The sequence below is a fragment of the Chryseobacterium sp. KMC2 genome (assembly GCF_016756935.1).
GTDB lineage: Bacteria > Bacteroidota > Bacteroidia > Flavobacteriales > Weeksellaceae > Chryseobacterium > Chryseobacterium rhizosphaerae.
The window spans coordinates 520,637-538,514 of record NZ_JAESIT010000001.1 but is presented as its reverse complement, the minus strand read 5'-3'; the positions used below and the strand labels follow the sequence as shown (position 1 = coordinate 538,514).

The 17,878-nt window shown below is 35.7% G+C and carries 18 protein-coding genes, 1 tRNA gene and 1 pseudogene; 7 read left to right on the top strand and 13 right to left on the bottom strand.

What is annotated here, in order from left to right:
- The first annotated feature begins 8 nt into the window (after nt 1-8).
- Nucleotides 9-455 (top strand): DUF3872 domain-containing protein, encoded by a 447-nt coding sequence (locus JML65_RS02320; protein WP_002980926.1) that lies wholly within the window; start codon nt 9-11, stop codon nt 453-455.
- 186 nt (nt 456-641) lie between these two features.
- Here the strand turns inward: JML65_RS02320 and JML65_RS02315 are convergent, their stop codons facing one another.
- On the bottom strand, nt 642-1,085 hold the full coding sequence (locus tag JML65_RS02315; RefSeq protein ID WP_202269772.1) for a JAB domain-containing protein: 444 nt from the start codon (nt 1,083-1,085) through the stop codon (nt 642-644).
- A gap of 690 nt (nt 1,086-1,775) precedes the next feature.
- On the opposite strand from JML65_RS02315, the gene JML65_RS02310 reads away from it, so the two are divergent.
- Both JML65_RS02310 and JML65_RS23800 read left to right on the top strand, forming a co-directional pair.
- On the top strand, nt 1,776-1,937 hold the full coding sequence (locus JML65_RS02310) for a hypothetical protein (RefSeq protein WP_202269771.1): 162 nt from the start codon (nt 1,776-1,778) through the stop codon (nt 1,935-1,937).
- A 19-nt stretch (nt 1,938-1,956) separates the two neighbouring features.
- A pseudogene (locus JML65_RS23800) lies at nt 1,957-2,895 on the top strand (recombinase family protein); the annotation flags it as partial.
- Between the two features lie 589 nt (nt 2,896-3,484).
- On the opposite strand, the gene JML65_RS02300 reads toward JML65_RS23800, so the two are convergent.
- A tRNA-Leu gene (locus JML65_RS02300) sits at nt 3,485-3,566 on the bottom strand.
- A gap of 67 nt (nt 3,567-3,633) precedes the next feature.
- Entirely contained in the window at nt 3,634-4,401 is a 768-nt protein-coding gene (locus JML65_RS02295) for an MBL fold metallo-hydrolase (RefSeq protein ID WP_047487687.1), read from the bottom strand.
- A 54-nt stretch (nt 4,402-4,455) separates the two neighbouring features.
- On the opposite strand from JML65_RS02295, the gene JML65_RS02290 reads away from it, so the two are divergent.
- On the top strand, nt 4,456-5,883 hold the full coding sequence (locus JML65_RS02290; RefSeq protein ID WP_047487690.1) for a hypothetical protein: 1,428 nt from the start codon (nt 4,456-4,458) through the stop codon (nt 5,881-5,883).
- Between the two features lie 11 nt (nt 5,884-5,894).
- Nucleotides 5,895-6,344, top strand: coding sequence for a GAF domain-containing protein (locus JML65_RS02285; RefSeq protein ID WP_115918280.1), 450 nt, complete (start codon nt 5,895-5,897; stop codon nt 6,342-6,344).
- Nucleotides 6,345-6,765: 421 nt separating this feature from the next.
- Here the strand turns inward: JML65_RS02285 and JML65_RS02280 are convergent, their stop codons facing one another.
- From JML65_RS02280 to JML65_RS02255, 7 genes are all read right to left on the bottom strand, one after another.
- On the bottom strand, nt 6,766-7,503 hold the full coding sequence (locus JML65_RS02280; RefSeq protein ID WP_202269770.1) for an ABC transporter substrate-binding protein: 738 nt from the start codon (nt 7,501-7,503) through the stop codon (nt 6,766-6,768).
- A gap of 26 nt (nt 7,504-7,529) precedes the next feature.
- A complete protein-coding gene (mgtE, locus tag JML65_RS02275; protein WP_047487697.1) occupies nt 7,530-8,852 on the bottom strand; it encodes a magnesium transporter in 1,323 nt (440 codons plus the stop codon).
- A 310-nt stretch (nt 8,853-9,162) separates the two neighbouring features.
- Complete coding sequence (locus JML65_RS02270; protein WP_202269769.1) at nt 9,163-9,333, bottom strand: hypothetical protein; 171 nt, start codon at nt 9,331-9,333, stop codon at nt 9,163-9,165.
- 38 nt (nt 9,334-9,371) lie between these two features.
- Nucleotides 9,372-9,515: a bacteriocin-like protein gene (locus tag JML65_RS24090; protein ID WP_410493783.1), complete on the bottom strand. Its 144-nt coding sequence runs from the start codon at nt 9,513-9,515 to the stop codon at nt 9,372-9,374.
- A gap of 177 nt (nt 9,516-9,692) precedes the next feature.
- Nucleotides 9,693-9,836, bottom strand: a complete 144-nt coding sequence (locus JML65_RS02265) for a bacteriocin-like protein (protein ID WP_156126038.1) — start codon at nt 9,834-9,836, stop codon at nt 9,693-9,695.
- A 36-nt stretch (nt 9,837-9,872) separates the two neighbouring features.
- Nucleotides 9,873-10,016 carry a bacteriocin-like protein gene (locus tag JML65_RS02260; RefSeq protein WP_156126039.1) on the bottom strand — a complete coding sequence of 48 codons (144 nt, stop codon included), beginning with the start codon at nt 10,014-10,016 and terminating at the stop codon, nt 9,873-9,875.
- Between the two features lie 271 nt (nt 10,017-10,287).
- Complete coding sequence (locus JML65_RS02255) at nt 10,288-10,836, bottom strand: hypothetical protein (protein WP_047487699.1); 549 nt, start codon at nt 10,834-10,836, stop codon at nt 10,288-10,290.
- A gap of 173 nt (nt 10,837-11,009) precedes the next feature.
- On the opposite strand from JML65_RS02255, the gene rpsO reads away from it, so the two are divergent.
- Nucleotides 11,010-11,279 carry a 30S ribosomal protein S15 gene (gene rpsO / locus JML65_RS02250; RefSeq protein ID WP_034704056.1) on the top strand — a complete coding sequence of 90 codons (270 nt, stop codon included), beginning with the start codon at nt 11,010-11,012 and terminating at the stop codon, nt 11,277-11,279.
- A gap of 426 nt (nt 11,280-11,705) precedes the next feature.
- Here the strand turns inward: rpsO and JML65_RS02245 are convergent, their stop codons facing one another.
- The 3 genes from JML65_RS02245 to JML65_RS02235 all read right to left on the bottom strand — a co-directional run bounded on the left by JML65_RS02245 (nt 11,706) and on the right by JML65_RS02235 (nt 15,106).
- Nucleotides 11,706-12,065 (bottom strand): DUF4260 domain-containing protein, encoded by a 360-nt coding sequence (locus JML65_RS02245; protein WP_115918284.1) that lies wholly within the window; start codon nt 12,063-12,065, stop codon nt 11,706-11,708.
- 121 nt (nt 12,066-12,186) lie between these two features.
- Nucleotides 12,187-13,608 carry a sugar MFS transporter gene (locus tag JML65_RS02240; RefSeq protein WP_237390760.1) on the bottom strand — a complete coding sequence of 474 codons (1,422 nt, stop codon included), beginning with the start codon at nt 13,606-13,608 and terminating at the stop codon, nt 12,187-12,189.
- A 283-nt stretch (nt 13,609-13,891) separates the two neighbouring features.
- A complete protein-coding gene (locus JML65_RS02235) occupies nt 13,892-15,106 on the bottom strand; it encodes a hypothetical protein (RefSeq protein WP_202269767.1) in 1,215 nt (404 codons plus the stop codon).
- Nucleotides 15,107-15,320: 214 nt separating this feature from the next.
- Between JML65_RS02235 and JML65_RS02230 the strand changes: the two genes are divergently transcribed.
- Nucleotides 15,321-17,582: a polyribonucleotide nucleotidyltransferase gene (locus JML65_RS02230; protein ID WP_084086178.1), complete on the top strand. Its 2,262-nt coding sequence runs from the start codon at nt 15,321-15,323 to the stop codon at nt 17,580-17,582.
- The last annotated feature ends 296 nt before the right edge of the window (nt 17,583-17,878 follow it).

The window sequence follows — 17,878 nt, the reverse complement described above, 5'->3', positions numbered from 1 at the left end:
AATGAAAAATGAAAAATATAATTAATACAGCTAAAATACAATTAAAGTGTTTCTTGCTACTATTTGTGATTGGACTATTTGTACAATCATGTGAGAAAGATGATTTGGAAATTCAGCAGAATTATCCTTTTAAGGTGTCGGTTATGCCTGTTCCTAAGGATATCGCTAAAGATGAGTATGTGGAGATCCGTATCAAAATTATTCCTGAGGGTAATTTTGCTGACACCAAATATTATCTTCGATATTTTCAGTTTGAGGGAGCAGGAAAGCTGCAGTATTATAACACTCAACCTTACTTTCCTAATGATATTTATCCTCTTTATGAGAAAGAGTTCAGATTGTATTATACTTCAACCTCTGAAGTTTCACAATCATTTACGGTATGGCTCTCAGACAGTTTTGGAAATGAGGAGAAAATTGAATTTCAATTCAACAACAAAAAGCTAAACGGATAAATACTATTTCTTTAGCTTACAAATATATATTTCCACTTCAAATAAAACCATCTAATTTGAGAAGCATTGTTTAGTATTTGCGGAAAGATGGTTGGGCTCCTAAAGGGCAATCATCTTTCCGCGACGCCACAAGAATCCAGACCGGGAACCGGCTCTGGATTCTTATTTTTCAGAAATTTAAGTTTCTTATAAAATACCTTCATCGGAGAAAGAGAAGGAGTCTATTGAAGTTATTATACAATGATCAAGCAGTTTAATATTTAATAATTGTCCAGCTTCTTTTATTTTTTGTGTAATGTTTATGTCTTCACGAGAAGGCGTCAGGTTGCCGGAAGGATGGTTATGGGCTATAATAAATGATACGGCATTACATAATAGAGCTCCCTGCATGATGATTCTGATATCAACAAGAGAAGAGGTAATTCCAGATTCTGATATTTTTTGTATTCCTAAGACCTTGTTAGCCTGATTCATATACATTGAGTAAAATGCCTCTCTGTAGTCGATCTGATCTGCATCAAAATGTTCCCTGAAAATATCTGTAGCATCCTGGGAGTTCAGTACTTTTTTTTCAGCATTTCCTTTTCTTGTGTAGATCAATTTGATCTCATTTACGATATTGTATTTCATTGTTATTGCTCTGAGTACGGCAGAGCCTTTTGTTTCCCGTACTTAAGTTAAAACAGCATTTATTTAAAACATCTTTGAACTGTTATGTGTCTTTTTTAGATCAAAAGCCTTTTCAATCTCTTCTCCGTCCTATTTCTTAAAAGCCTTTCAGGCTTCGCTGAATATTTTTTCAAAAGAAAAACCGGAAAAAAGAAAGCAGATATGAAGTGTTGACAATGAAAAAAAACAAAAGGAAACGGAATAATTGGAGGGTACCTTTAGGGAGGAAACCGTTTATGCCGTAGTCTTTTGGTTGGATTAGCAAGACGGCTGGCAACAATAACTTAGCTGCCTTTTTACCGTTTTTTTATGGAAAATGTTTCGTGTAATAGCAGTCAATAACCTGTTTTTGTATATGAAATGAATGTTTAAATTAACAATGTTGATTTTATTTGTATTTTAGTTGAATCTAAGAATGATGAATTTCTTTGCATCAATTTTCTCTTGTTGCACCTAAAAAATAAATTTAAACGTAATCACATCTTTTATAAATAAAAATTTTTTCCGCCTGATGGTTGATGTTAAGTGTTTCGTTTGATTTTACATGTTTCAAGCGTTAGACATTTATATTTAAAAGCCAAATACATCACATAAGTGTCTGGGTTTAATTTCAGAACAGTTGTCCAATACTTTTATTAAAAAAGTATTGGTATGGAGAAGAAAGTTGAAATTAGTAACATTACTATAGAGGAGATTATCAAGATTTTTAAAGAAGAGGAGGGAATTGAATTAAGTTTTGAAGAGGCGAAAGATATTTTAAGCTTTCTGACGATGCTCTTAAAAATTACCATTAAGAGTTTTTTAGAACAATAGTATTTTCTAAGATTTATATATGAAAAAAGCCGATTTATATATCCGTGTGTCAACTGATGAGCAGGCAGATAAGGGATACTCGCAAAGAGATCAGGAGGAACGATTAAAACGTTATTGTGAAAACAATAACATTAAAGTAGGTCAAATCATTTATGAAGATTACTCAGCCAAGACTTTTATCAGGCCAGAGTGGATTAAATTACTGGATACACTAAAGAAAAAAAGCTCGAAAACGAATCTGCTGCTTTTTACAAAATGGGATCGCTTCAGCAGGAACGCTGGAGATGCTTATCAAATGATTAACATACTTAGGAAAATTAACGTTGAACCGCAGGCCATTGAGCAACCATTAGATCTTTCAATTCCTGAAAATAAAATGATGCTGGCTATATATCTTGCTGCACCGGAAGTTGAAAACGACAGGCGCGCTCTGAATACTTATTATGGAATGCGCCGTGCTAAAAAAGAAGGCGGATTAATGGGAAGGGCACCTTATGGCTACACTAACAGAATAACGGAGAACGGGAAAAAGTATGTAATCCCGAAGGAACCGGAAGCTTCCAATATGAAATGGGCATTCAATGAAATGTCCAAAGGCGTTTATTCAGCGAGCCAAATCATGGATATGATGAACAGAAAAGAAGGAAAGTCAGTTAAGATAAGTGCCTTTCTTGCAAGTTTACGCAATACCGCATATTGCGGGAAAATTTACGTGGAGCAATTCAATGAAGAGGAGGCTCATTTTGTTAAAAGTATTCATGAACCTTTGATCAGTGAAGAACTATTCGAAAAAGTTCAATGTATAATGGATGGAAATGTGAATCAAGCCAGACCTAATGTAAAAGTACTGTCTGACGATAATTTGCCATTAAGAGGTTTCCTTGTGTGTCCAGAATGTGGTCATTTGATTACAGGTAGTGCCTCTACGGGACGTTCCGGAAATAAATATTATTACTATCATTGCCAGTCCCCGTGTTCATACCGTTACAAATCTGAGATTATTAATTCTAAATTTTTAGAGATATTGCAGTCATTGGAAATGCGCATATCTATAAAAAATTATTTGAAAAAAGTGCTGAGGCAAAATTTTGAAAAATTAATCAATAATCCCCAAAGAGAAAGGAAAGCAATTCTATTAGAAATAGATCGTTTAAACAGCAGATTGAAACAGGCAAGAAATAAATTAATGGAGGAAGTAATTGATGATGAAGATTATCTTGAAATTAAGACCGACTGTAAAGGACAAATTGAAAAGCTCGAAGCTAAATTAACTAAAGGAAAGGATAATAAGAAAATAGATTTTCAAAAACTACTAGACCAAGCATTATCGAACCTAGTAGACCTTGCGAAAGTCTATACTGATGGGGATATCGAGGTAAAACGTAAAATAATTGGTTCGATATTTCCTGAAAAATTGCAATTTTCAGAAAATCATTATCGAACCACCCGACCCAATGTTTTGTTCTCTTATATATACCAGATAAACAATGAGTTAGGCATGAAAAAAAACCGGAAAGAAAGTGAATTGTCACCTCTTTCCGGTCTTGTACCCAGTACCAGAATCGAACTGGTACATCTTTCGATACTAGAGTTTGAGTCTAGCGCGTCTACCAATTCCGCCAACTGGGCTTGTTTTAAATCGGTGTGCAAATATAGAAACTTTTTTTAATGTTCAAAAGCTTTTTGGAATATTTTTTTAAAAATTAATCTCCAAACCATCGTAGGCAAGGTGGATTCCGGCTGGAAGCTGCTTATCTTCAACGTCATGCAGCCCCAGATGATGACTGATGTGAGTGAGAAATAATTTCTTAGGTTGTAGCTCTTCAAACAGCCTGATAACATCCGGAAGGATAAAGTGGGCAGGATGAGGGTCAAATTTTCTGATACAGTTTAAAATCAGAACATCTAAATTCTTCAGTTTTTCCTTTTCCTTATCCGAAATAAAACCGGCATCCGTTATATAAGCAAGATTTTTGAACTTATATCCAAACACCGTAATTTTAAAATGAATGACCTCTACAGGAGTAATTTCCGTATCCAACACCCGGAACGGCTTATTTTCAATCTCATGAAGCTCAAAAGCAGGAGCACCCGGATACCTTACGTCACTAAAGGCATAAGGAAAACGGTTTCTTATTTCATGGGCCACTCTCTGATAGCAATAAAGGGGAACATCTTTTCCACTTTTAAAAATCAACGGACGCATATCATCAAGTCCAATGACATGATCATTATGTTCGTGGGTAATCAGTGCTATATCTACGTTATGCTCATGATTAATAAGCATTTGCTGCCTGAAATCCGGACCGCAATCGATCAGTATTTTTTTATTTTCCTCCGTAGTAACCATTACTGAAGAGCGAAAACGTTGGTCTTTGGGATTTTTGGAAGTACACACTTCACATGTACATCCTATAACGGGTACACCTTGGGAAGTACCGGTTCCTAAAAATTTCAACTTCATTTTGTTTTGAGGTTGGTTTAATTTTGGTAAATTTACAAAAAATTTCACGTCCTAATGTATCAGAAACTAACTCCTAAACAAAAAGCATTAACAATTAATCTAGATCCTACTATTTATGGTACTTTCGCAGAAATTGGAGCAGGGCAGGAGACTGTTCGTCACTTTTTTAGAGCAGGAGGAGCTTCCGGTACGATTGCTAAGGCCATGTCTGCTTATGACAAAGATTTTAGTGATGCGATCTATGGTAAAGAGGTTAAAAACAGGTATGTTACCCAAAACAGACTTCGAAAAATGCTTCGCTATGAAGTAGCGTTAATTGAAGAAAGAATTTCACGCGATAATAATCCTGATAGAAAATTTTTCTCTTACGCGAATACTGTAACCACCATTAATTTTGACAAAACAGTAAAAGGCCATGGTTGGGTAGGAATTCGTTTTCAAACCAAAGAAAATGAGGATTATAACGAGATTGTTATTCACGTAAAGTTTAACGAAAATGATGCTACCTTACAACAGGAAACCTTAGGGAATCTGGGGGTAAACCTTATTTTCGGAGCTTTTAATTACTTTGACAATCCAAGAACATTGGTAGAGTCTCTATATGACGATGTCGCAAAAGACAACCTGGAAATCGATATGATTGATTTCAGTGGGCCGGCTTTTGCCTATGTAGATAACAGACTGATGTCATTACAGCTGGTGAAAAACGGAATGACTGATGCTGTCATCTTCAATTCCCAGGGGAGTAATATGCTTCCGGCAGATGTATTATACAAGAAAAATATTTTTGCAGTAAGAGGAAGTTTCAGACCGGTTACCAAAGTGAATATAGATATGCTTCAGAACGGGATGGATATGTTTTTCAAAGACGCTATCTGTACGCATGAAGAAACAGAAGTACTTATTGAGATTACGATTTCAAACCTTAGGGCAGATGGGGATATTGATGAAAGGGATTTCCTGGATAGAGTAGATATTCTCGGTAAGCTAGGTTATACTGTTATCATTTCGAACTTCTCTGAATATTACAGACTAATTGATTATTTTGCATCCTATACAAGTGGAGATATTGGTGTAGCAATGGGAGTAAATAACCTGTTAATGGTATTTGATGAGAAATATTATAAAAACCTTTCAGGGGGAATTCTTGAAGCATTCGGGAAGTTTTTCCGAAACGGAATGAGAGTTTATCTGTATCCATATAAAGATCCTGAAACCCATCAGTTGCTGGATTCTTCCAACCTTAAAGTAGAAGAAAACCTTAAAGAACTCTACAAATATTTTAAACATAACAACCGTATTGTAGACATTACCAACTATAATCCTGAGTTTTTGGAAATCTATTCGAGAGAAATATTAAGAAAAATAGCATGCTGTGTTAAAGGTTGGGAAACTCAGGTTCCGGAAGGAGTAGCTGAAATGATTAAAGAACGTGGAATGTTTGGTTACAAAGAAGAACTTTCCTTAAAACAATTCTCTTAAAAATAAATAAAATGTCAGAATTAAAGAAAAGACTTTCCTCAATTCTTGAAAGTCCTAAACATAATACAGAAGAAAAACTTCAGAAAGTTTGTCATCTGTTGGATCAGGAAATCTCTTATTTTAACTGGACAGGGTTCTATTTTAAAAATGGAGATAAAGATGAGCTGATCTTAGGCCCCTATGTGGGAGCTCCTACAGATCATACCATTATTCCTTATGGAAAAGGAATTTGCGGTCAGGTAGCTGTTTCCAATGAAACATTTGTTGTTCCTGATGTTCAGGAAGAAAGCAATTATTTAAGCTGTTCAATTGATACCAAAGCGGAAATTGTTGTTCCTATATTTAAAGACGGGAAAAACGTTGGCCAGATTGATATTGATTCCCATAAAGTTGATCCTTTTACTACTGAGGACCGTGAATTATTAGAATGGCTTTGTAACGAAGTTTCCAAGGTTTTATAATTGAAAATCAATTCATGATAAAATACAGACTCCAGCTTTTTATAGTTGGAGTTTTTTTGGGATCGGAATGCTGGAAGATACAGTATTTTATAGGCGTGATAATTGAAAAATAATCTCTGTCATTCCGCAGGAATCTAAATGACGTAAAGAAAAATAGGTTGTAGAGATTCCTACGGAATGACAAAACAGGCTTTTAATTAACCACCCCGTCAAAAATTCTTTGAATTTTCGCCACCCCTCCGGAAGAGGGGAATATTACTTCTTCCATTGTAATATACATTATGATATCGGTGAAAATCGCAGATTTTCAAAAGCTTAAGTGTACTTCTTATGCGCAAAGCTTTTCACTAAAAATAAACTTAAGTGTTTAAAAATTTTGCGCCTCTTGGCGACGTCGAATCTTCGACTTGTGGTAAAAAAATTAAATCTGCATCAAGTGTATCTCTGCCAGGAAGTCTTTAAAGTAATGCTCACACTTTGCAATATGGGTTCCATACCACGAAAATGCTTCGCCATCAACAATCATTATTTTTTTATCGGGATAAACTGTTTTCAATTCCTCAATATGTTTTTCTTTAAACGGAAATGGCTCGGAAGAAAGCATAATGACATCAGCTTCAGCAAGGTCTTCAGCAGTAATTTCAGGATACCGGGTTTGATCTTTAAAAATATTTTCAAAACCTATTTCTGATAAAATTTTATGAATAAAAGTATCAGAACCAACGGTCATATAGGGATTTTTCCAGATGAGATAGGCTGCTTTTACCTTGTTTTCCAGCTTTGACTGATTGAGAATGTCATAGATCTTAAGATTAAAAAGCTGCGCCCTTTCTTCTTTATTCAGGATTTTTCCAAGATTTTTCAGAAGATAGTAATTGTCTTCAATTGTTTCAACATTGGTTACAATTACTTTGAATTCAGCCATTAAAGCTTCCACCTGTTCTTTGATGTTTTCCTCTTTGTTGGCAAGGATAAGATCCGGTTGCAGAGCTTTTATCTTATCAATATTGATGTTTTTGGTGCCTCCAATTATCGTTACATTTTTTACTTTATCCTGGGGATGGATGCAAAATTTTGTCCTTCCGATAATTTCCTTTTCAGTTAGTCCTAAGTCAAATAAAGCCTCCGTAATAGAGGGTACGAGAGAAACAATTTTCATATGGGCATGTTAGATGATGCCTAAAATTACAAAAGTTTTCCGGTTAAGAAAAGTCCGGCTACCGTAAAATAAATGATAAGTCCCGTTACATCTACCAATGTTGCTACAAAAGGAGCGGAAGAAGTTGCTGGATCCAGATTTAATTTTTTTAAGACAAATGGAATCATAGACCCGGATAAAGTTCCCCATAATACAATGGCGATCAGAGAAACAGAGACACTGAGTCCTACATATGCCCAATATTCACCATAATTGAAGAGCCCGATTTTCTGCCAAAGCATAATCCTGACAAAACCGATAATCCCCAGAATAAGCCCCAGGCAAATCCCCGAAATAATTTCCTTTTTCATGACATACCACCAGTCTTTCAATCCGATTTCCTGAAGTGCCATAGCACGGATAATCAGTGTAGCAGCCTGTGATCCGGAGTTCCCACCACTGGAGATAATTAACGGTACAAATAATGCAAGAACAACAGCTTTTTCAATTTCTTTATCAAAATATCCCATCGCTGAGGCTGTTAGCATTTCTGAAACGAAAAGAATAATCAGCCAGGTAGCCCTTTTCTTGATCATTTCTGTCCATGAAGTCTGGATATAGGGAAGATCTAATGCGTCCAATCCCCCAAATTTCTGGATATCCTCGGTATTTTGCTGTTCAATTTGGTCAAGAATATCATCAATCGTTACAATACCAACCAAAACACCGGCTTCCGTAATAATAGGAAGAGCACCCCGGTCATATTTTTCGAAGTAAGTTACTGCGTCTTCTTTCGAAGTCGTCGTCATAATGGCTACAAAATGATTATCTGTAATATCGGAAACCAAAGTATCTTCCTCAGCAAGAAGGAGAGTACCGATAGCAAGGTCATCTATCAGGCGGTTTCTTTCATCCACCACATACAGATAGTTCATTGTTTCTACCTTTTTTCCCACTTTTTTGATCTGCTGAAGACATCGCTTTACTGTCCATTCCTTACGGATTTGAATATAATAAGGAGTCATCAGACGGGCAATAGAATCAGAATTATACCCTAGAAGCTTCAATGCAATTCTTCTTTCCTGCGGATTAAGATGATTGATTGAATACTTGATAAGCTCATCCGGAAAGTCCTCAAAAAGGGCAGTCCTGTCATCGGGAGTCATTGCATTCAGGATTTCTGAAACTTCGTCACTTCCGATACTTCTTATGGTATCTTCCTGGAAATCAGGATCAAGATGGGAGAATACTTCTGCTTTGTACTCCTTCGGAACCTTCAAAAACGCGAGTAGCCTCTCGTCAGCTGGAAGTTCGCTGAGAGTTTCGGCAATATCGGCGGGATTGAAAATAAGTTGGTATCTAGAGTTCAAAACGTGAAATTTTTTGGATATGCAAAAATAATTCAAATTTTTAAGACTGAGCCATAAACTGGGAAAATTAAGGATTTATTAAAGTGTAAGCTATGAGAAAAGCACAAAAGAACATCTGTATGACAGGCATTTTTTATCATAGTTTTTTCTTGTCCGGTTCATTTTTTATGATAAGTGTTCCTGGAGTAGTTACCATAAAGATTGTTTAATTTAAAATAAGGGTATTTGAACCTTGTTAAAATATAGCTTTATAAAAAAACACCTGCCGGAGCAGATGTTCAAAAAATTAAATTTTAAATTCCAATATTGTTTATTCAAAAATTGGTTCACATTCCGGAGTAGGCGAAAACAGACAGGTACCACCTGTACAGCATTGAAACGGATCGCATTGTGAACTGTCACTGCATTTTTTAATGATTCCACTGCCATTGATCTCTGTTTGTTCCTTTCTGCTCAGCTTTTTTAAATTTTGAGTTTTCATGGGTATTGATTTTAATAATTAAGGGTAAAAGTCCTTTTTTAATCTTCAAAACATATATGTTCCATACAAACTCCTTTGCAGCACATCCCAAAAATGCATTGTGAGTGTTCTGTACATTTTTTCAGATCTCCACCCTTGATTTGCTTTGTAGCTTCCCTACTAAGTTTCTTTAAATTTTTCATATGATTTAGTTTTAATGTGTAACTAAAATAATATTTTTTTTCTAATTATTCATCATTTAGTGAAAATATTTTACTGAAAATCAGTGTTTTATTTTATATTTTCCATTTGTACATAAAAAAGACACCCGGAAAACAGGTGTCAAAATGCAGTTCTATTGAATGGTATTCAATACTACCTTAAAACTCTATACAGATGTGCGGTGAACAGATCCCGTTACAACACCATCCTACAGAACATGGGTTGTGTTCGCTACATCTTTCGGTGGCTCCGCCGTTAATCTGCTTAGCGGTTTCTCTGCTAAGCTTTTTTAGATTTTTCATATTAGGCTAGGTTTTAATGTGCTTCTGAACTGAATCTTATTCGATAGGACACATAATGGGTGTACAAACACCGTCACAACACCATCCGATAGTACAAGGTACTGTATTGCTACATCTTCTGATAGCTCCGCCGTTAATCTGCTTAGCGGCTTCTCTACTAAGTTTTTTTAGATTTTTCATATGATTTAGATTTTATGTCAGACTAAAATAGTAAAAATTTTTAAATTATTCATCAAATGGTGAAAATATTTTACTGGTAACCAGTGTGTTGTTGGATTTTTTTAATTTATGCATAAAAAAGACCCCTCTTGAAATTAGGGGTCTGCATATATTGTTGAAATTTGCTCCTGATTCTGAGAAAAGATCGGAGAAAGGGAAAATTTTGATAAGTAAGCAGTATGAAATGGGCAATCAATGATGTGCTTACAGGAATTTTATTTCTACTGTTGCACTAAAGCTCCGCTTCAGTCGGTTTCAGTTTTCTCAGTTTCTTAAGAATGTCTCTTATAGCACCTTCTGTTCCTATCTTTACAGAATTTACAGTAGACCCCAGCAGACGCATATTTTTCCGGTAGGTATCATAGTCACTCTCCGTAATCAGATTTCCATCGGATGCAAAAAGTTTCATACTGACCACTACCTGATTAGAGAAAACATATTTTCCAATACCTACTTTGAAATATCTTACCTTAGAAATAATGGCAAAATCTGCATCATTATTGACGCAATAATCCATGATCGTCTGTTTATCGATACTATCAAAAGGAATCTGAACCTCTGCTCTGAGCATTTTATTTCTTCTTCCGCTGAAACTGTCAGAAACAACATCAAAGAAGGCATTATTGGTAGGCTCTTTTATTTCATCAATATCAGGCTCTACCTCGGGATTGAAGTAAAGAACTTTCTTTATTTTATCATCAGCATTTTTCTGTGCTTGTACTGAAGTAATGCCAATTAATAAGAAAGTAGTAACTGTTGTAAGAAGTATAATTTTTCTCATTTGTAATTCGAATGCAAAATTACTGCCTTTTCGTTGGATTCCATATAATTTATTAAGAAATTTTTAACATTTTTTTCTATCAATTTTGATTTATGAAATCAATAATGTTTGCAGAATCAAAAAATAGTCGTAATTTTGCACCCGTTACATAATAATCATTAAACAATATTGGAATGTACTTAACAACAGAAAAAAAAGCAGAAATTTTCGCAAAACATGGAAAATCTGCACAAGACACAGGAAGCGCTGAAGGACAAGTAGCTCTTTTTACATTTAGAATCAATCACTTATCTCAGCATTTGAAGGCTAATCGTCATGACTTCAATACTGAAAGATCTTTGGTGAAATTGGTAGGTAAAAGAAAAAGCTTATTGGATTATCTTAAGAAAAAAGATATTACAAGATACAGAGCTATCATTGCTGAACTAGGTTTAAGAAAATAATCTGTAAAGATTTTCAACAAAAAAAGCAACTTCGAAAGAGGTTGCTTTTTTTTGTTTGGTGTCAAAAAATGTATTGAAAGAATAATCCTGCAAAACACATGAGCAGAGGTGAGAATTCCTCTCTTCCGGAGAGGTGGCGAAAATTCAAAAAATTTTAACGGGGTGGTCAACACTACCACTTTTTTATCCTAAAGTTATTCAACAGTCTGTTTGTCATTCCGTAGGAATCTTCTGCGGAATGATAAAGATTAGGCTTTAACCACAAATCAAAGATTTGACGTCGCCAAGAGGCGCAAAATTTTTAAACACTTAAGTTTATTTTAAGTGACAATCTTTGTGCATAAGAAGTATACTTAGGTTTTTCAAAATCTACGATTTTTATGGATATCACGATGAATATTACGAAGGAGTCCTAAAAATTAACCTTTAGTCAGATTTCTTCCCGATTTTCCCCAAATGTGTATTCTGAAAACTATCCGGATATTTCAATCCATAGCCTAATATCCTGTCGAAGGCAGAATGTGAAAATAAAATAGCTCCAATCATCTGCAAATAGGGAAGTGCTAATACTGTTCCTGCCAGATATACCATAATAGCAATACCCAAATGATGGAACAGATTGTAGAAAAAGGCGCCAACTTTATTGTTTACAGCATATCCCAGCATAGAAATATCCGGGGCCAGAAATAATCCTATAAACCACCACCAGGAATATTCTGTTCGGGCAAAAGCAAGTATTCCTAATACTAAAAATGCCATATTTTCAAGCTTTAACTGTATTTTCATGGAGGTAAAATATATAAGATAGGTATCCTTTTTCTGAAGAACGTTACATGCTGACATTGAACCAAAAATAAAGCGAAATATCCCAGGATATTTCGCTTTTATAGTTGAAAACAATTAATCTTTAATGACCGGATTTAGCTTCAGTGGTTTCTACGTGTCCTAAAAATTTAGTACAATAAGCACCAAAGATCAGGATCACCAGATAGCAGAATACAGGAATAATAAATGAATGCTGCACCCCGAATTGATCTGCAAGATATCCCTGGAAAATAGGAACAATAGCGCCTCCTAAGATGGCCATTACAACAAGAGATGACCCCTGACTGGTGTATTTTCCTAATCCGGAAATAGCCAATGTGTAAATATTGGAGAACATAATGGAGTTGAAAATACCAATTCCTAAGATACTGTACATGGCCATTTCACCATGATTTACCATGGCAGAAATAAGCAATACTACGTTGATAGCCGCAAAAATAGATAGTGTTCTTGCCGGAGCTGATTTACCAATAAAGAAAGCTATAAAATTAAGTACGATAAATATCAGGAAAAAGCTGATCTGGGAAAAGCTAAGATCCACAATACTGAAAATAACAAGGAAAACAGCTCCTGCTGCCCCAAGCATATAGATGGCTTTTTTTCCCTGACTTAAGGATTGGTTTAAAGAAATAGCCCCCAGGAAACGACCAATCATAGCACCTCCCCAATAAAGAGAGAGATAATTTTTACTGATGATCTCATTGAAGCCCATAATCTGAGGCTGTTCCAAAAAGCTGATGATAAAACTTCCTACAGCAACTTCACCTCCTACATAGCAGAACATGGCAAAAACTCCAAATTTCAAATGATTAAACTGGAGAGCTCCCAGCCCTTTTTCAATTTCTTCTTCCTGGGTCTGGAAAGAGGGTAATTTTACTCTTGAAATAAGTAAAGCAACAAGTAAAAGGATACCCGCAAAGATCAGATAAGGAATTCTGGTTGCCACTGCGCTGAACGAACCATCCGCTGCAGAGAAAAATTCAAATATCAAGTGTCCTCCCAACACTGGAGCAATTGTTGTCCCGAAGGCATTGAATGCCTGGGTCATATTCAGACGGCTGGATGCCGATTCTTCACTACCCAGTAAAGAAACATAAGCATTGGCCGTGATTTGTAATACAGTAAATCCTAATCCCAGGATAAATAAAGCCCCCAAAAAGAGAGGATAATAAGAAAAAGTAGCCGCCGGATAAAATAATATACATCCGAAAGCCGCAAGGAAAATACCGAATAGGATTCCTTTTTTATACCCTGCTTTATTAATAGGATCTCCTTTGTAGATAGAAATCAGAAAATAAATCAGTGATCCGATAAAGTAAGCTCCGAAGAAACAGAACTGTACCAGCATGGATTCGAAAAAGGTAAGTTTAAAAAGTTGTTTCAGATAAGGGATCAGGATGTCATTCATACAGGTAATGAATCCCCACATAAAAAAAAGCAGGGTGATGGTAATCAACGGAACCGTATAATTCCTGCTTTGTAGTTGTACTTCTTTATTATTCATAAACATTTATTTAATATAGAAAGAGCTTTGAAGCTCTGTCATTTGGAAAGGATTGATCCTTGTTTTTTGCCTACAGCATTTTAATTTTAGTGAAGTAGGGCAAATATAGGGATCAGCCTATATTTCTGCAATGATTTTACTATTTTTTATAATGAGATATATACTTTAGGAACGATAAAAATACTATTTTCTTTTTTTGGGACAATAAAAAATTAAAGAATCCTATACAAAATAAAAAAAACAGCCCCCAAAGAGGCTGTTACTATGATTGATAAAGGATCAATTAGCTTTCTAAACTTGACTGGTGCATATCGTTATTCAGTAAATAGAATTTTGAAGGATCTCCCATGTATAAAATATTTTTGGAAGATGCAGAGGGAATATAGGTGGCAGAATGACCGAAAGAATTACTTAATGAGCTCATGTGTACCTGGTCATTAGATAAATTATTTACAACCACATCACTTACCCGACCTATGATGCTTTTATTAAACGTATTGGAAATTAATGATAAAGCGGTCATTGAAGAAGTCTCAAAATAGATATCGTGGTTGGCGTTGCCTTCAAAGTAATTATTAATCAAACTTAGAGCTTCCCTGCCATTATAACCAGCAAATGTAAATTGAAGACCTACTCCGAAATTACCTTCAAAACCACAGGAATCAAATTTTACTGCGTGTCCGGAAATAATGACAGCTCCAAACTTAACATTGCCTAAAAAAGTACAGTTTTGAAAATTAAGCAGATTAGGATAAGTGAATCCTTCAGGATTTTTCGTTCTCTCATTGTACATCCCATAATTACAGTATTTAGAAATTAAAAAAGAAATCTGGGCATTGCAGACATTAACTAATTGGAAACCAATATCATAATTTGAAATCTCAATATTGTTAACCTCTGCCCCAATGAAATCCTGAATCAGTAACCCAACTCCATATCTGGTTTCTCCTTCTGGTTTCGTGATGGTAAGGTCGCCGACAGAAAAATAAGGTGGTCTAGAAGGATCTGAAGGCCCTTTGATGAATAATGGAACAGAGGTAGGTCCGTAATTTTTAATAACCGAATTTCCTAATCCTTTCCCAATGATACGGATACGGTTTTTAACTGTTCCCTGCCACGAAAAATCTAAGAGAAGCCCCTGTGTTGTTTTCATGATTCCGGCTGGAAGTAGAATATTAAGCCCCAATTTGCACGCCGTATTGAATGCGGCCTGTAATGCAGAGGTGTCATCGTTGATATCATCAGCTTTTACTCCAAATATTCTCACATCCAGATCTCCTGCTGTCACGTCAGTTCTTACATAATAAAAAGGATTTCCGCCAACTATTTTCTTTCTATAAATAATATGGTCTACCTTGGTGTCATCCATTGCAGTTCCATCTATCCATGAGGTGATGCGTTTGAAATTAACATCTTCATTGGTCTGGCTGTCCACCAACTGTACCAGATTGTCAGTATTAGAATTACTTGCCGAGAAAAATACATCAGTAAAAATCATAATTTTGTTTTTAAGGTTAATATAACAGATAAGATTCCAACAGGAATTTTTAAGTCTGAAGCAAAAGTAATTAGTCACAACGTCAAGACTTGACGTGTTATTTATTCATTTGAAAATTTAATATTTCATTATTATATAGTACCTTTGCAGACGAAAATTTAAAGAGTTTAAATATTAATTCATACTCAATACGGAGTATTAAGAAGACAAATTTATGAGTATACCTCAAGCGTTTACAGAGCTGATTACTCTTGCTGATGGCAGAGAAATCACTATTGAAACAGGGAAATTGGCTAAGCAGGCTGATGGATCTGTGGTAGTAAAAATGGGTGGAACAATGCTTTTAGCAACTGTTGTAGCCAATAAAGAAGCAAATCCTGGTGTAGATTTTTTACCATTAACAGTAGATTATAGAGAAAAATTCTATGCAGGTGGAAGAATTCCTGGAAATTTCTTCCGTAGAGAAGCAAGACCTTCAGATCAGGAAATTTTAACAATGCGTTTAGTAGACAGAGTACTACGTCCGCTTTTCCCCGAAGATTTCCACGCTGAAGTTCAGGTAATGATTTCTTTAATTTCTTATGATGGAAAAACTATTCCTGATGATTTAGCTGGTTTAGCAGCTTCTGCAGCTATTGCTATTACTGATATTCCTTTCAACGGACCTATGTCTGAAGTAAGAGTGGTAAGATTCGACGGAAAACTTTCTATCAACCCAAGTTATGAAGAACTGAAGAGTTCTGAATTGGATATCATGGTTGGAGCTACAAAAGATTCAATCGTAATGGTAGAAGGGGAAATGAAGGAAATTTCTGAGCAGGAAATGTTAGAAGCTATTAATTTTGGTCATGCTGAAATTAAAAAGCAAATTGAAGCTCAGGAAAGATTAGCAGAAAAAGTAGGAAAAGCTTTCCCAAAAAGAGAATATTCTCACGAAAATCACGATGAAGAAATTCGTGAAAAAGTTTGGAAAGAAACTTACGATAAAGTATATGAGGTGGCAAGAACTCCATCTGGTAAAGAAGAGAGAGGAGAAAAATTCAAAGCACTTCGTGAAGAATTCCTTGCTCAATATGCAGATGATGCAGAAGAATTAGAAAGAGTAACTCCTTTTGTAAAAGTATATTATCATGATGTAGAGAAAGAAGCAATGCGTCAGATGATCCTTGAAGACAATATCCGTCTTGACGGTCGTGATCCTCAGACGATCCGTCCGATCTGGTCAGAAATTGACTACCTTCCTGGAGCTCACGGTTCTGCAGTGTTTACAAGAGGTGAAACTCAGTCTTTAACAGCAGTAACGTTAGGTTCTGTAAAAGATGCAAACATGGTAGACAGCGTAATCACGCAACACGACGAAAAATTCTTTTTACATTATAACTTCCCTCCATTCTCTACAGGAGAAGCAAGACCTTTAAGAGGAACTTCAAGAAGAGAAGTAGGACACGGTAACCTTGCTCAAAGAGCATTACAGGCAGTTATTCCTGAAGAAAATCCATATACCATCAGAATTGTTTCTGATATCTTAGAATCAAACGGTTCGTCTTCAATGGCAACAGTTTGTGCAGGAACATTGGCATTAATGGATGCAGGGGTAAAGATTACAAAACCTGTTTCCGGTATTGCAATGGGATTGATCACAGATGCAAAATCAGGTAAATTTACTGTACTTTCTGATATCTTAGGAGATGAAGATCACCTTGGAGATATGGACTTCAAAGTAACAGGTACTGCAGACGGTATCACTGCTTGTCAGATGGATATCAAAATTCAGGGTCTTTCTATGGATATCATGGAAAAAGCTTTGATGCAGGCTAAAGACGGAAGATTACATATCTTAAATAAAATCACTGAAACTATTTCTGAGCCAAGAGCAGATGTGAAACCACACGCTCCGAAAATGGTGGTAATGGAGATCTCTAAAGACTTCATTGGTGCTGTAATTGGGCCTGGAGGAAAAATCATTCAGCAAATGCAGAAAGATACGGATACGGTTATTGCTATTGAAGAAGTAGGAGAAATCGGACGTATCGAGATCGCAGGAACAGACAGAGAGAAAATCAATGCTGCTGTGGCTAAGATCAACGAAATTACTTTCGTACCGGTTGTAGGTGAAGTATACAATGGAAAAGTAGTAAAAGTAATGGATTTCGGTGCTTTCGTAGCTATTGCGAAAGGTACAGAAGGTCTTCTTCACATTTCTGAAATCGAATGGGCTCGTTTAGACAAAGTTCCATATGCGGAAGGAGATGAAGTGGAAGTGAAATTTATGGGTTATGATGACCGTAAGAAAATGAAACTTTCCCGTAAAGTTCTTTTACCAAGACCTGCAAGACCAGAGGGTAAACCAAGACCGGAAGGACAAGGTAGACCAGAGGGGCAAGGTAGACCGGAAGGAAGACCAAGACCAGAAGGACAAGGAAGACCACAAGGTGATGCTCCTGTAGAAAACCAGACTCCTTCAACAGAAGCTTAAGATATATTTCTTAGATATAAAAAGATCCCTCAATTTGAGGGATCTTTTGCTTTGTATAGACATTGTTATACCTGCTGTGTTTATTGGAATTCAGTGTATGCTGCAAATTTTCAAGGCGGAAGAATATGGAATATTTACAGCTAATATGCTGTATTTAAATGCACAAATAAATAATTTGTAACAGTATTCAATTTTATCGCAGGTAAAATCATTGTGTCTTAAAACAGTCTTTTATCCTATATTCCTTGCGTCTTTGTGTAGTGTAGCCCAAGCGTTAGATTCCTCGCATCACCAAA